General features: G+C 34.5%; 14 protein-coding genes. 8 read left to right on the top strand and 6 right to left on the bottom strand.

Annotated elements, in window-relative coordinates; genetic code table 11:
• Nucleotides 1–286 precede the first annotated feature (286 nt).
• Nucleotides 287–1441: an RHS repeat domain-containing protein gene (locus tag C1A06_RS06065; protein ID WP_101689349.1), complete on the top strand. Its 1155-nt coding sequence runs from the start codon at nt 287–289 to the stop codon at nt 1439–1441.
• A 5-nt stretch (nt 1442–1446) separates the two neighbouring features.
• Complete coding sequence (locus C1A06_RS06060; RefSeq protein ID WP_145996353.1) at nt 1447–1707, top strand: hypothetical protein; 261 nt, start codon at nt 1447–1449, stop codon at nt 1705–1707.
• Nucleotides 1708–1866: 159 nt separating this feature from the next.
• Here C1A06_RS06060 and C1A06_RS06055 read toward each other — a convergent pair whose 3' ends face one another.
• The 4 genes from C1A06_RS06055 to C1A06_RS06040 all read right to left on the bottom strand — a co-directional run bounded on the left by C1A06_RS06055 (nt 1867) and on the right by C1A06_RS06040 (nt 4845).
• On the bottom strand, nt 1867–2067 hold the full coding sequence (locus C1A06_RS06055) for a transcriptional regulator (RefSeq protein WP_101689347.1): 201 nt from the start codon (nt 2065–2067) through the stop codon (nt 1867–1869).
• A 241-nt stretch (nt 2068–2308) separates the two neighbouring features.
• Nucleotides 2309–2716 (bottom strand): nuclear transport factor 2 family protein, encoded by a 408-nt coding sequence (locus C1A06_RS06050; protein ID WP_101689346.1) that lies wholly within the window; start codon nt 2714–2716, stop codon nt 2309–2311.
• A gap of 153 nt (nt 2717–2869) precedes the next feature.
• Nucleotides 2870–3214, bottom strand: coding sequence for a hypothetical protein (locus C1A06_RS06045; RefSeq protein ID WP_101689345.1), 345 nt, complete (start codon nt 3212–3214; stop codon nt 2870–2872).
• Nucleotides 3215–3312: 98 nt separating this feature from the next.
• A complete protein-coding gene (locus C1A06_RS06040; protein ID WP_101689344.1) occupies nt 3313–4845 on the bottom strand; it encodes a DUF3078 domain-containing protein in 1533 nt (510 codons plus the stop codon).
• Nucleotides 4846–5140: 295 nt separating this feature from the next.
• Between C1A06_RS06040 and C1A06_RS06035 the strand changes: the two genes are divergently transcribed.
• The gene (locus C1A06_RS06035; protein ID WP_101689343.1) at nt 5141–6049 is read left to right on the top strand and encodes a glycosyltransferase family protein; all 909 of its coding nucleotides are present in this window, start codon (nt 5141–5143) and stop codon (nt 6047–6049) included.
• A gap of 118 nt (nt 6050–6167) precedes the next feature.
• The gene (locus C1A06_RS06030; RefSeq protein ID WP_101689342.1) at nt 6168–7166 is read left to right on the top strand and encodes a class II fructose-bisphosphate aldolase; all 999 of its coding nucleotides are present in this window, start codon (nt 6168–6170) and stop codon (nt 7164–7166) included.
• A gap of 79 nt (nt 7167–7245) precedes the next feature.
• Here the strand turns inward: C1A06_RS06030 and C1A06_RS06025 are convergent, their stop codons facing one another.
• Nucleotides 7246–7968, bottom strand: a complete 723-nt coding sequence (locus tag C1A06_RS06025) for a hypothetical protein (protein WP_145996352.1) — start codon at nt 7966–7968, stop codon at nt 7246–7248.
• Nucleotides 7969–8161: 193 nt separating this feature from the next.
• Between C1A06_RS06025 and nadA the strand changes: the two genes are divergently transcribed.
• The 4 genes from nadA (at nt 8162) to C1A06_RS06005 (ending at nt 13758) form a co-directional block, all read left to right on the top strand.
• Nucleotides 8162–9166, top strand: a complete 1005-nt coding sequence (gene nadA / locus C1A06_RS06020; RefSeq protein ID WP_101689340.1) for a quinolinate synthase NadA — start codon at nt 8162–8164, stop codon at nt 9164–9166.
• Nucleotides 9167–10753: an L-aspartate oxidase gene (gene nadB, locus C1A06_RS06015; protein ID WP_101689339.1), complete on the top strand. Its 1587-nt coding sequence runs from the start codon at nt 9167–9169 to the stop codon at nt 10751–10753.
• A gap of 36 nt (nt 10754–10789) precedes the next feature.
• Nucleotides 10790–11653 (top strand): carboxylating nicotinate-nucleotide diphosphorylase, encoded by an 864-nt coding sequence (gene nadC, locus C1A06_RS06010; protein ID WP_101689338.1) that lies wholly within the window; start codon nt 10790–10792, stop codon nt 11651–11653.
• 116 nt (nt 11654–11769) lie between these two features.
• Nucleotides 11770–13758, top strand: coding sequence for a DUF4954 family protein (locus C1A06_RS06005; RefSeq protein ID WP_101689337.1), 1989 nt, complete (start codon nt 11770–11772; stop codon nt 13756–13758).
• A 1-nt stretch (nt 13759) separates the two neighbouring features.
• On the opposite strand, the gene C1A06_RS06000 is transcribed toward C1A06_RS06005, so the two are convergent.
• On the bottom strand, nt 13760–14410 hold the full coding sequence (locus tag C1A06_RS06000) for an HAD family hydrolase (protein ID WP_101689336.1): 651 nt from the start codon (nt 14408–14410) through the stop codon (nt 13760–13762).
• Nucleotides 14411–14419 lie beyond the last annotated feature (9 nt).

Raw genomic sequence — 14419 nt, 5'->3', positions numbered from 1 at the left:
CTTCACAAAGACTTAGCATAATAGAATGTTTTTTGATTTAAAACTTTGAATGTTAGAGACTTAAAGTTAATCAACTTTCTTCTATTATGCTAGTTATTAAGAACTTATCTTATGTCGAACTCACGTTAACCTAAGAAAGTTACAAAGAAACTGTGCTGCATTTCTCGTTGACCCGTTCAAAGCTAGCGAGCCAAAATGTAAAAACTCGCTTCGCTCAAACAGGTTACATTTTTCACGTTCTCTTTGCCAATCGGGTTTCCCAACTGCGAAATTAATGCACTAAGCGATGAAACATGTAGTAAAGTGTTACTTTTTGTGGGCTGTTCGATATAATTCGCTAAATTTACCTCAGTCTATAGCGATAGACGGAAAGGGTAGCATTGAGTACTTGTATTCAGCATCGGGCCAGAAATTACAAACTGTACATAAAACAGTTGTAGAAACACGCAATTCTCCTGTAAATTCGGTAGTAGCTTATAATGCGGTCAACAATGATCCTAAAACGACAGACTATGTAGGCAATAAGATCTACGAAGACGGTTTTTTGAAACGTATTTTGGAAGATGGTGGTTACTACGATGCAATGGTTAAGAAATATTATTTCTATCTGACGGATCATTTGGGTAATAATAGGGTTGTAGCCGATCAGAGTGGGATAGCTATACAAAAAACGCATTATTATCCTTTCGGCTCAGCATTTGCGGATAGTGAAAATCAAGGAGAGCAACCTTACAAATACAATGGAAAGGAGCTTGACAAGATGCATGGTTTGAATATGTACGATTATTCGGCTCGTCACTATGATGCGGCAATCGGCAGGTTTACGACGATAGATCCCAAAGCAGAGAAATACTATAATATTTCTCCGTATGCATATTGCCTTAATAACCCTCTTATTTATACGGATCCAAGAGGAGACACTGTTAGGATTTATACTGAAACAACTGGTTATGGTCATAGCTGGTTTAGTACAGGAGATGGAGACGATTTAACGGTATATACATATGGAAATTATACTCAAGATGATAAAAAAGAGGGTATATTGTATGTGCTTAAAGGCGAAAAAGCTCAAAAATATTTAGATTCTAAATCAGAGACAAAGTATGAAACCTATGAAATAACAGATGCTACTGATAATACCGTAGAGGCAGTTATGGATGAAATAATAGGTTCAGTTAAGAAAGATAATATATTGGAGCAAGACAAATCATCAGGATCAATGAAGATAAACCTAGATAAATATGATATGTTTGCGAACAATTGCACCACTTTTACTGTCGATGTTATGAAAAAAGCTGGATCAGATTCTATGCAGCGTGAGGTGTCACATCCAAAATTTGGAACTGTAATCGAAAAAGTACGACCAGTTGCGCCATCTGCTTTACAAGCCCATCTAAATTATCTGTCTAGACAACCAATTACCGTTGTAGTAAGAAAATGATGAATATGAAAACACTAATTAGGATATATATGCTTTTATCAATTGGAATAGTTGTTTTTTTAATTGAAAGGCTTTTTGTTTGCTATAGAGATTTCAAATTTAAAATAACAATGGTAGCTATTCCTTTTGAAAGTACAGACGCTGCTAGTATATTAAGACAAATACTAGAAGAGCAAAAAGACTGTATTTATATTATGCTTTGTTATGTAGTAATAGGTATTATATTACAAGTAAATATATTGTTAAGGTTAAAGAGTAAACCTTGATTATTAGCTTGATATTAGTGTATTATATTATCTTTAAGTGAAATTAGATATTTCTAAATTTAAGCTTTACATTGACTTGGTTATTTGTAATCTATATACAACGAACAAAGCCCACCGTCACAAGTGGGCTTTGTTCGTTGTATTATAGGCAGTCTTTTTTTACAAAGTCGCAATATTTTTAGAGAAAAAATCTTTAAACTTTTTATTTGTCAGCATCTTGTCGATCAGTTTGAAGATTGTCTGCTTATCTTCATCATCAAGCTGCTGTATCATCTTCATTTGCTCGATGGTTGACTTATCCTCGATTGTAACCTCTTTGGGTATCTCACCCTCGAAGTTTACCAGCTGATCGATAGTCATATGGAAAACTGTTGATTGGTATGATAGATGAGAGGCTATCGTGTTTTACGTACTTTCCTATCAATACTTTGAGAGTATGAAAAATGATGTAGCAATATTTTATAAATTTATAACAATAAGAATCTGACATGTTACTAATTATGCTACATGATTTGTATATATCACTGTGTTACAGTCTATAATATAGTCCGATATGCTCCACAAATTCAAATCAAATCCCTGCATTTGCTATATGTAGGGATTATTTATTATTTTCCACTCTATTAATTATATCCATAACTATAATATTATCAGCATAAACCTGCCATTGATTTACTTGATTGTTTTTAATAATTGCTGTCCATGCAGCAGGAATTCTCCAATAATTACTGTTTTTTTTATTTTTAAAATTCTTATATGTGCCACTAGCATACCCAAGTATACAAACTAAATCGTCTCTTTGAAGGATGTCTACTACTTCAATTTTATAATCAGGAAACATGATAAAATAATCTATCCATGATTGCTTCATATTCTCTTTGCCTTTGACATTATTATCGTGAGCATCTATAAATAAATGATTTTTTGTCATTAGTGTATATAGTTCTTCAATATTAGCCATATTGATAGCATTTATATAAGCTAATGCAATATCTACTTTGGTCTTCATTTGTCACAGTCATTAATTTCAATAAAGTTAACAATATTTTCCCAATCCTCACAAAAAGAGTTCGAGACTTTGGTGTTGTACTCCACAAAAAGCAGAAATCCTCAAGCAAAAATGTTTTGAGGAGATATTGTTCTATAGTTTACGATATGAATTTCAGTAATCGAGTAAAAGGGTATAATCTGTCAAATTTTTTTTCGGATATAACTCTCCATATGCAGCTATTTCTAAAGTTTCTATAATGCCATGATTGCAAAAGACAAGAGCTGTAGCACCTATTTCTAATTCTTTTGATTCAATATTTATTCCTTTAATAACACTTTTTTTAGATAGATAATCTTCTTTGATGTTTTCAGTAGCCTTAAAGGTTATATAAACGCCAGCTCCTGTATAATTATAGTCTGCATCCGTTAAGTACTGAATCTGATTTTTAGCATTTTCAGTTCCTTCTTGGTCTAAGAGCAGGTTTAATATGTCTAATATATATTGAGATTTAATCATATATAGAATTCGTTTCTATAAAGTTAGTTATTATTCCCAGTATACATAAAAAAGGAGAACTATTCGATTCTCCTTCTATATATGTTTTTAGAACTATATTACCATTTAAATTGGACTCCAAACTCAAGAGAAAATCTGAGCTGATGGTAAGAGTGATTTCTACTTTTCTTTGCTACAGTTTCATCATCAAACCTATAGTAAGGCATCAAAATAACCCCCAAGTATCTGTTCAAACTGTATTTTAATATGTTCTCCCATTCAAACATAGTATAGCTGTAATTTGAGAAATATTGCATTCTAGAGTCCCACGAACAGAAACGATTGAAATTGATTGTAGACTTCAGTTGTACCTGTGTACCTCGTTCCCACTTATAACTTTTTATTCTCTCTACTATTCCAAAATCATTTTCTGTCACTGTGGCTTCCATTCCGTAGTCTTTGTAGTTTACAGCATCGCTTCTTATCGATCTGTATTTGAAAATAAATGGCTGTATATCTAGTGCCAACTTCAAATTACGGTACTTATCATTTGATGATTTCTTTTCCAACGAATAGCTCATACCGGGACCGATGTCGAAATCGAATGGGGACAAGAAAGCTCTGACACGATAATTTGAATTCGTATTCTTATAAGCGTTAAACAAAGGAGTTTTTGCATTTATTTTCAGTGAGTATGCCCATTTGTCAAACGCATCGTATCCCATTGTTGTTTCCAATCTTAAATAATCTTCGTTAATCTCATAATCGCGTTTCTCATTTTCATCTCCTGCGCCTTTGAGCTTTTGCATTCTAAGACGCCATTCAATAGTGTTTTTAACTGATAAGCGATTATGTTTGTAATCAATATTTAGAACTTGGCGACTAGTAGCACCATACGAACTATTACCTCCGCCATTCCAGTTTCCTGAGATGTGATTAAAAGATGCACTCAAATTATGATCTCCAACAATTTTCCATTTAGATGTCTTTACTGCTAATTTTTCTAAACTGGGACTACTCAAAGTAATAGGATCATCCGTCTTCAGAAGTTTGTCGAAAATACTTACTTTCTTCATCGTATTTTCTTTAATAATCGGATGCTCAGCAAATTCGAAGGCGTTCAACTGAACCGATTCCGGATTATTCATGTAATACGAACGACGACGATTATTTACATCTATGGCTTTTTCATAATATTTAGCAACAGATGCTGATGGATCAATAAGTCTAAAGGAAGGTTTTGTATCCTTTTTTTGATAAATACTATCCCCAGATAGGAATGATAGATTATCAGGGATAATTTTTCCATCAAATACGATTGGAAGGAATGCCGGATCGAAAATAACAGTGTCTCTAAAACTCATGTAATTATCAAAAGGTACCCAGTTGTCTTTTGGAGCTATTAATAAACCATTAGCATCTCGAGGTGCTTTATAGCTGATTTCGTTTAATAAAGAATCAACCATATGTCTGAAGGCTATTCCGCCAACGGTATCTATTTTTATATACTCTTTTATATTGGTATCAATATCAGTCATTCTTTCAAGAATGCTATCATTTTTTTGTCTTTCAATATTTTGGCCATAGGATGGTAGGCTGAAGAGACAGACTATGATGATTGTAAAGAAATGAGAGGCGTATTTTATTTTCATTTACCTAATTCTTTTCGATATAAATCAAGGCAAAAACAACTATTTATTATCAATTAAAGACAAAAATACTAAAATATCTTCTGATATTGAATTTATGCATTTAACAATTTATTAAAATATGATAATTGTTACTGGATTTATATTGTTTTGCCAATGGAAAAATTAACAAAAAGGCTTATATTTGCATTTCCTTAATGAACGCGATGTTAGCGTTTTTATTATTTATCAAAAAAAACTGAAAAGTTTTAAATTAGATATGCAAATAATAAAGATTATATAATTTAATTTCCACTAAATGAAACCAACACTATTTATTTTGGCAGCCGGAATGGGCAGTCGCTACGGATCATTAAAACAACTTGACGGAGTTGGCCCTAGCGGAGAAACTATCATGGACTATTCAGTATATGATGCTCTTCGTGCTGGATTTGGCAAACTTGTATTTGTTATTCGTGAATCATTCGATAAAGAATTCCGCGAAAAAATTATATCAAAATATGAAAATCATATTCCAGTAGAGGTTGTATACCAAGAACTTCATAACCTTCCTGAAGGATTCGCACTTAACCCAGAGAGAGTAAAGCCATGGGGGACAAACCATGCTGTAATGATGGGAGAAAGTGTTATCAATGAGCCATTCGCTGTTATAAATGCAGATGATTTTTACGGTCGCGAGAGCTTCAAAATACTAGCAGACGAATTAAATAAATTGGCAGGTAAAGAGAACCACTATTGCATGGTTGGATACAGACTGAGCAATACACTTTCAGAAAGTGGTGCTGTAGCTCGTGGTGTATGTAAAGCTGATGAAAAAGGATTTCTTGCAAATGTAGTAGAACGTACACATATAGAACGAGTTGACGGCGTAATTAAATATAAAGATGCAGATGAGAGCTGGCATGAATTAGAAGAAAATGCACCAGTATCGATGAATATGTGGGGATTGACTCCAGATTATTTTGCCCACTCTAAAAAATTCTTTATTAATTTCTTGGAAGAAAATAAAGATAACATCAAAGCTGAATACTTTATTCCACTAATGATTGAATATCTGATCCAAAACAACATTTCGGATGTAAAAGTATTGGATACACCATCTAAATGGTTTGGAGTAACATATGCACAAGATCGTCCATCGGTAGTCGAAAAATTACAAAGTTTAGTTGATGCGGGTGAATACCCAACTCCACTTTGGTCAAAATAAATATAAAGGATATCTATCTATGATAATGTAAATTCATTATCATAGATTCATTTTATTTTGTTATTTTTGTATCGATATATTATTAAAACCAATAAAATTACTTATAAAAACAAATACAATGGTAAATTACAAGGATTTAGGCTTGGTTAACACAAGAGAGATGTTTGCTAAAGCTATTAAAGGTGGATATGCTATCCCAGCATTCAACTTTAACAATATGGAACAATTACAAGCAATTGTATCAGCAGCAGCTGAAACAAAATCGCCGGTAATCCTACAAGTATCAAAAGGTGCACGTGAATATGCTAATCCTATTCTTCTTCGCTATATGGCTCAAGGAGCTGTTGAATATGCAAAAAGCTTAGGATGGGAAAAACCACAAATCGCACTTCACCTTGACCATGGTGATTCATTCGAAACTTGTAAATCTTGTATCGAAGCAGGTTTCTCTTCAGTTATGATCGACGGTTCACACCTTCCATACGAAGAAAATATCGCACTTACTAAAAAAGTAGTAGAATTCGCTCACCAATTCGATGTTACAGTTGAAGGCGAATTAGGAGTATTAGCTGGTGTAGAAGACGAAGTTTCTGCAGAACACCACACATATACAAACCCTGAAGAAGTTGTAGACTTCTCATCAAGAACAGGTTGTGATTCATTAGCTATTTCAATTGGTACATCTCACGGAGCTAATAAATTTACTCCAGAACAATGTACAAGAGACGAAAATGGCATCTTGGTTCCACCACCATTACGTTTCGATATCCTTGAAGGAGTTGAAAAAGAACTTCCAGGATTCCCTATCGTACTTCACGGAGCTTCATCTGTTCCTCAAGAAGAAGTTGCTACAATCAACAAATACGGTGGTGCATTGAAAGATGCAATCGGTATTCCTGAAGAGCAACTACGCAGAGCTGCAAAATCAGCAGTATGTAAAATCAATATCGACTCTGATAGCCGTCTAGCAATGACTGCTGCAGTTCGTAAAACATTTGCAGAAAAACCAGCTGAATTTGACCCTCGTAAATACTTAGGTCCAGCTCGTGATAATATGAAAAAATTATACAAGCACAAAATTCAAAGCGTGCTTGGTAGCGAAGGTCAAGCTCAATAATTGATCTTTCCATAAATAAGAAAAGGATAATCCATTCGGGTTATCCTTTTTTCATCATCTATCTAATATTTAATTAAAATTATTCATTCATGTAGAAATAATCAGCTCTGTTCTTTATATTATTAGGTAATTCTCCATAACCTACACGATCTTTCAAGATAATGAGCTTTTCAACATAAAAATCATTATCATAATGAAAATAATCCTCTCCTTCATACTGTAGTGTTAAAAAGCTCTGAAAAGCGAAAGGCGTCTCGTTTTCCGAAAATGAAGCCTGCTCAGCTCTAGCATATTCCGAACCGCCAGATAATCCAATCTTCGTTCTTGTAAATTGCTTCGTGTCAATATTTTGAAATTTAACTTTTAGGGATAGGTGTGTCTCTTTGATCCTAGATTTGGGAGGAATAATACTAATTGGCACAGCTAAATCAACATTTCCAACGAAATTAGCCCTTCCCCAACTATAATTCTCGGTTCCATATGTAGATCCCGTAGCACGACCGTAAATCTTAGTTGTTTTACCAATATAATTTGTAGCAGTTCCGTTAATTACTATGGCTGATCTATTCCAATCTACATAAAGAGGTTTTGATAGTTTATTGTATACTTCAACATGTATAGGTGCATTTATACCATTGAAATTATATATTATCTGCAGGCTATCGTTGTCAACGATAAATTCTCCAATTTCACCTTGTTCTACGCCTTGTGTAGAACTTTTAATTGTAGATAAATAAGACAAGGACGAGCAGGAACAAAAAAATATGCAAATTAAAAACAAAAATAGGTTGAGTCTTTTCATAATACTTAAACTTTATGATCATATCCAAATGTAGTTAAATTGCAAATAATATCAAAATACTAATGAGTTTAATTGCTTTTGATATTGAGCCAGAAGATAGTATATTTACTTTTTTGCAAATCAAAAACATTAGAAGCATAAAAGATTTAATATAAATGTGTAACTTCGTACGTATTTTTTATCCAATATAAAGATGTCAACATTAGAAAAAGCTATCGAAAATCTACCAATCAAAGGGTATTTAGATATTGAAATTCCTCAAGGAATAAATCTCATAGAGGAAATAAATCGCATCAGAAAAGAAAAGAATGCTATAATTCTGGCTCACTATTATCAGCCAGGAGTAATACAAGACTTAGCCGACTTTCTTGGTGATAGTTTGCAACTTGCTCGTGCTGCAGAAAAAACTGATGCAGACATGATTGTATTTTGCGGAGTACATTTTATGAGCGAGACTGCTAAAATTTTAAATCCAAATAAAAAAGTAGTTTTACCTGATTTATTAGCAGGATGCTCATTAGCTGATTCATGCTCGGGTGAAGGCCTGCGCGAACTAAGAAAAAAACATCCAAAAGCAATTGTAGTAAGTTATATAAATTGCGATGCTGGTGTTAAGGCCGAAAGTGATATTATTGTAACATCTTCTAATGCAGAACATATAATAAATTCCTTACCGGAAGATCAGGAAATAATTTTTGCTCCGGATCGTAATTTAGGTCGCTATATCAATCAGACAACGGGTCGCAATATGATATTGTGGGACGGAGCTTGTATTGTTCACGAAGCTTTCTCTCTTGAAAGAATAGGCCAACAAATGATCGATCATCCGAATGCAAAACTTATAGCGCATCCTGAGACACCTAAGCCTATCTTAAAAATGGCTGATTTTATAGGTTCTACATCTCGACTCTTAGACTATGTGGTAGAAGATGATAGCACTGAATATATTATTGCTACAGAGGAAGGTATACTTCACGAGATGCAAAAGAAAGCTCCTAATAAGAAGTTAATTCCAGCACTTGTACAAGACGAATCATGTAAATGCAGTGAATGTCATTTCATGAAACTTAATACTCTTCAAAAGCTATATCTGTGCATGAAATATGAATTGCCTGAAATAATAATGGATGAAGAGCTTAGATTGCAAGCGTTGAAACCGATAAATAGAATGCTTGAACTTTCTCAAAAGATTAAATAGATGATTTATACAGATGTTCTAGTTATTGGATCAGGAGTTTCAGGATTGTCGTACGCTCTGAAAATAGCGAATAAACATCCACAAGCCCGAATAACAATAGTAACAAAAGGCGATAGCGAAGAGTCTAGTACGAAGTATGCTCAAGGAGGCGTAGCTGTAGTTACAGACTTTACGAAAGATAGTTTTGAGAAGCATATCCAAGACACATTGCGTGCCGGAGCAAATATGTCGAAACTAGAAACTGTAGAAGTTGTTGTCAAAGAAGGCCCTGAACGTATCAGAGAAATGGTAGAGTGGGGTGCTAATTTTGATAAAAATGATGCTCAAACCTACGATCTTGGTCGTGAAGGTGGACATACCGAAAACCGCGTGGTTCATCATAAAGATATTACCGGGTACGAGATTGAGCGAGCTTTGCTTACCGCTATTCAACAACTATCTAATATTGAGTTGTTAAGTCATCATTATGTGATTGACCTTATAACAGAGCATCATATTCCTAACGAGGAATTTAATAAATATAACCTGAATTGCTATGGTGCATATGTTCTTGATATCAAGACTCAGAAAATCGTAAAAATGTCGGCAAAGATTACGCTGATGGCAACCGGAGGATGTGGACATGTATATAAGAACACTTCGAATCCGACTATTGCTACCGGAGATGGAATCGGGTTGGCACATCGTGCTAAAGCTCGCATAAGCAATATGCAATATATACAGTTTCACCCGACTGTATTCTATAGCAAGCATCCAGGGCAATTGCCATTAATATCTGAAGCTGTTCGTGGCTTTGGCGCAAAATTACGTACCAAAAGCGGCGAACCATTCATGCACAAATATGACGATCGTGAAGAACTAGCGTCACGCGATATTGTAGCTCGGGCTATAGATAATGAAATGAAACTACGAGGAGATGATTATGTTTGTCTTGATTGCAGACATCTGGACAGAGACAAATTTTTAGCGCATTTCCCCAATATTTATAAACAATGTCAGGATGAAGGTCTTGATATGTTTAAAGACCTTATTCCGGTTGTTCCTGCAAGCCATTATTTATGTGGTGGAATTGATGTCGATCTTTATGGACAAAGTACTATTACAAACATGTTTGCAGTAGGTGAATGCTCGAATACGGGACTTCATGGAGCAAACAGATTAGCTTCAAACTCATTGCTAGAAGCATTGGTTTTTGCTCATCGAGCAGCAATGAAAACAATTGAAAGACTAGATTTGGATGATTTCAATTATGAGAAGCTGCATAGCATACCCGAATGGAATGAAGAAGGGGTAAGACCAAATGACGAAAAAGTTTTACTGACTTATCTACGAAAAGATCTTCAACAATTGATGAGTGACTTAGTAGGTATCGTTCGCAGTAACAGACGTCTAGAAATCGCAAAACAAAAAGAAGAAGATATTTATAAATCGGTGAAAGAACTTTATAAATTCTCAAAGCTTTCGCCTGAATTATCAGAACTTCGTAATCTGACAAGTGTAGCTTGGCTTATTATAAATCAAAGTATTGAACAAACCGAAAATAAAGGTGCATTCTACAATAAAGATTTAGATAAGGATTCTGAATAGCTTTAAAATATTTATTTAGTCAAAAAAAATAAGAATATGAACAGACCTCCATACGTAACAGACGAAAGACTATATCACTTTATTAGCCAAGCTATAAAAGAAGATGTTGACGATGGTGATCATTCTACACTAGGAAGTGTTCCTGAAAATTCGGTACAAAAAGCCAGATTGATCATAAAAGATGATTGTGTCTTGGCTGGAATAGATTTGGCTAAAGAAATCTTTCATTATTATGATAGCTCACTAGAGATTGAAATATTCAAGCATGATGGTGAAGAAGCTAAAAAAGGAGATATAGCTTTTATAGTTTCAGGAAACGCCAGATCAATTTTGACAATGGAACGCCTTGTTTTGAATTGTATGCAACGCATGAGTGGCATTGCAACATCTGCCAGAGAGGTTGCAAACCTTGTGAAAGGTACTAATACGGAAATGCTAGATACACGAAAAACAACACCAAACTTCCGCATGTGTGAGAAATGGGCTGTGTATATTGGTGGTGCTACAAATCATCGTTACGGACTTTTTGACATGATAATGCTGAAGGATAATCACAACGATTATGCAGGGGGTATAACTCAATCTGTAGCTTCTACTGTAAAATATCTTGAAACGATAGGTAAAGATTTGAAAATTGAGGTTGAAACTCGCAATTTGGATGAAGTGCGCGAAGCATTAGCTACCAATGTGGTAGATATTATTATGTTAGATAATATGTCTGATGAAGAGATGAAAGAAGCTGTTAGAATTATAGATGGCAGAGCTAAAACTGAAGCATCTGGAGGCATTACAAAAGAAGCTGTTTCTCGCATTGCTGCTATAGGTGTTGATTATATCTCATCTGGTGCAATAATCTATAATGCTAAACTGAAAGATATGAGCCTGAAAGCTGTAAATTAATTCCGCAGCTTTATCTATATTATATACGTTCGAAGAAGTATGGAAGAGTACCAAAATTGATAAGTACTACTTTCGTTACTTCTGTTACTTTTTATCAATAAATAAAACGAAAACCAATGGCATATCGTAAACTTACGCAAGAAGAAATTAGTAGGTTGATACAGCAAAATTGTACTGCCGATGATTGGAATACTATTCAAGTAGAAGATCGTTTTAACTCAAAATTTGTTACATCTGTTACTTTTTCAGGAAATATAAAACTTGGACTTCTGGACGAGACTCACGACTTCCCAGGAGGATTGCAAAAACACTCATGCATTCGTAATGTCTGCTTACATAATTGTTCTCTAGGAAATAATGTTTATATAGAAAATATACACAATTATATAGCGAACTACGAGGTAGGTGATAATGTAAGAATACAAAATACAGAGTCGATATACGTAGAAGGTGAAACTTCTTTCGGAAATGGAGTACAAGTCGCAGTACTGAACGAAACCGGAGGTAGAGAAGTTACAATAAGTGATATTTTAAGCGCTCACTTCGCTTATATACAATCTTTTTACCGCCATCGTCCTATATTGATCGAAAAGATGCAAAAAATAGTAGATCAGTACACTAAAAAGAAACTTTCCACTATCGGTAAGATAGGAAATAACGTTAAAATTGTAAATACAGGAACTATTCGTAATGTTTGTATTGGCGATGATGCTGTACTAGAAGGAGTACGATATCTGTATAATGGAAGTGTAAACAGTAATAGTTCCGACCCCGTTCATATAGGATATAATGTGATGGCCGAAGATTTTATTATAAGTTCGGGATCACGTGTTGAAGATGGTACTATGCTTACACGTTGTTTTGTAGGACAAGCTTGCCATTTAGGACATACTTACTCTGCTAGTGATACTTTGTTTTTCAGTAACTGTCAGGGTGAAAATGGAGAAGCTTGCGCAACTTTCGCAGGACCATATACTGTTACGCACCATAAATCTACATTATTGATTGCAGGTATGTTCTCGTTTATGAATGCAGGTTCAGGTTCCAATCAGAGTAACCACATGTATAAACTAGGGCCTATCCATCAGGGTGTAATGGAACGAGGAGGTAAAACAACCAGTGACTCTTATATCTTATGGCCAGCCAAAATAGGAGCTTTTTCTCTTGTTATGGGACGCCATACTGGACACTCAGATACATCTAAACTTCCATTTTCATATCTCATAGAATGTGATAATGGAACGATGGTTTATCCTGGTCTGAATTTGAAAAGTGTAGGAACAATTCGCGACGCTCAAAAATTTCCAAAACGTGATAAAAGGAAAGATCCCAATCAGTTGGATAAGATAAATTTCAATTTATTGAGCCCATATACAGTACAAAAAATGTTTCAGGCAATTGAAGTTTTGACAGGCTTACAAAAAGCTTGTGGTAAAAGCTCGGGAATGTATACTTATCAAAATTGTGCGATTAAAGGCACTGCAATAGAAAAAGGATTAAAGCTATATCATACTGCAATTATTAAATTTCTTGGGAACTCTATTATTTCACGTCTCGAAAATTATCCATTCAAGACAAATGAAGAAATAAGACAACGTCTACAGCCAGATACAGAAGTTGGTTTAAATCTGTGGCGAGATCTAGCAGGACTACTAGCACCAAGTACTGAAATCGACAGATTGATAACAGATATAGAGACTGACAAGATTACAGATATAGAAGAAATAAATGCAGTCTTTGATCAACTACATAAAGACTATTATACACTCGAGTGGACTTGGGCTTGGGATAAGATTCAATCTTATTTTGGTTTAACTCTGAAAGATATTACAGCACAAGATATTATAGAAATCGTAGAAAAATGGAAAGAGGCTGTAATCGGTCTCGATAAATTGATTTACGAAGACGCTCGCAAAGAGTTCTCATTACCTACGCATACAAGTTTTGGTATGGATGGGGATAGCTTTGATAAGAAAAATGACTTTGAGCAAGTGCGTGGAGTTTTCGAAGAAAACCCTTTTGTTAAAGCCGTTATAGAACATATCAAAGCTAAATCTGAACTAGGAGACAAAATGATTGCTAAGTTATCCCTGATTGAAGAGTAAGCTAGCGCAGTAAGTTTAATAATTTATCAACAGTCATTCCGTCAAAATTAGGAATGATAGCTTGGCATTTACCATGTGCTTCAAGCTTTTCTTTTGGTAATGTTGTAGCTAAACCTATTACTTTCATACCTGCAGCAGTTGCAGCATCAATTCCAGCTAGTGAATCTTCGAATACTAAACAACTTTCGGGTTTAACATTTAGATGCTTAGCTGCAATAAGGAAACACTCGGGATTCGGTTTCCCTTGCTTGACATGAGCTGCAGTTACGATATCATCGAAAAGTAAATCCAGATGAATAGCATCATTTACTGCTTTCATTTTACTATCCATTGAGCTAGTAACCAGTCCAACTTTAAATTGCGAGGCTTTTAATGTTTTTATAAATTGGATTGATCCTTTTATTTCACGAAAATCCATATTAGCCTCAAAGATATCAAGATCATTAACTAGCTCTTTTAATTGAATTTCCGATAAATTTTCAAAGTGATTCTTCAGTATATTCGGTAGGGTAGTCCCTTTAATTACTCGCTCGAAATGATCAATTTCAGGTTTGTACTTTTTTCCGACATTTCCCCAAAAAACATCATATTGTACTTCAGTGTCTAACACGACACCATCTAAATCAAAAAGGACGCACTCTATATTATTCATTCTATTATA

The sequence above is a fragment of the Dysgonomonas massiliensis genome, assembly GCF_900240225.1.
Classification (GTDB): Bacteria; Bacteroidota; Bacteroidia; order Bacteroidales; family Dysgonomonadaceae; genus Dysgonomonas; species Dysgonomonas massiliensis.
Note: the sequence above shows the minus strand (reverse complement) of the source record. Positions and strands in the feature narration are given on the sequence as shown.

Excerpts from the sequence above, each read along its gene's own strand:
- C1A06_RS06065 (WP_101689349.1), top strand. The coding sequence starts at position 287 with ATGAAACATGTAGTAAAGTGTTACTTTTTGTGGGCTGTTCGATATAAT.
- C1A06_RS06025 (WP_145996352.1), bottom strand. The coding sequence starts at position 7,968 with ATGAAAAGACTCAACCTATTTTTGTTTTTAATTTGCATATTTTTTTGT.
- C1A06_RS06050 (WP_101689346.1), bottom strand. The coding sequence starts at position 2,716 with ATGAAGACCAAAGTAGATATTGCATTAGCTTATATAAATGCTATCAAT.
- C1A06_RS06035 (WP_101689343.1), top strand. The coding sequence starts at position 5,141 with ATGAAACCAACACTATTTATTTTGGCAGCCGGAATGGGCAGTCGCTAC.
- C1A06_RS06060 (WP_145996353.1), top strand. The coding sequence starts at position 1,447 with ATGAAAACACTAATTAGGATATATATGCTTTTATCAATTGGAATAGTT.
- C1A06_RS06000 (WP_101689336.1), bottom strand. The coding sequence starts at position 14,410 with ATGAATAATATAGAGTGCGTCCTTTTTGATTTAGATGGTGTCGTGTTA.
- nadA (WP_101689340.1), top strand. The coding sequence starts at position 8,162 with ATGTCAACATTAGAAAAAGCTATCGAAAATCTACCAATCAAAGGGTAT.
- nadB (WP_101689339.1), top strand. The coding sequence starts at position 9,167 with ATGATTTATACAGATGTTCTAGTTATTGGATCAGGAGTTTCAGGATTG.
- C1A06_RS06005 (WP_101689337.1), top strand. The coding sequence starts at position 11,770 with ATGGCATATCGTAAACTTACGCAAGAAGAAATTAGTAGGTTGATACAG.
- nadC (WP_101689338.1), top strand. The coding sequence starts at position 10,790 with ATGAACAGACCTCCATACGTAACAGACGAAAGACTATATCACTTTATT.
- C1A06_RS06045 (WP_101689345.1), bottom strand. The coding sequence starts at position 3,214 with ATGATTAAATCTCAATATATATTAGACATATTAAACCTGCTCTTAGAC.
- C1A06_RS06055 (WP_101689347.1), bottom strand. The coding sequence starts at position 2,067 with ATGACTATCGATCAGCTGGTAAACTTCGAGGGTGAGATACCCAAAGAG.
- C1A06_RS06030 (WP_101689342.1), top strand. The coding sequence starts at position 6,168 with ATGGTAAATTACAAGGATTTAGGCTTGGTTAACACAAGAGAGATGTTT.
- C1A06_RS06040 (WP_101689344.1), bottom strand. The coding sequence starts at position 4,845 with ATGAAAATAAAATACGCCTCTCATTTCTTTACAATCATCATAGTCTGT.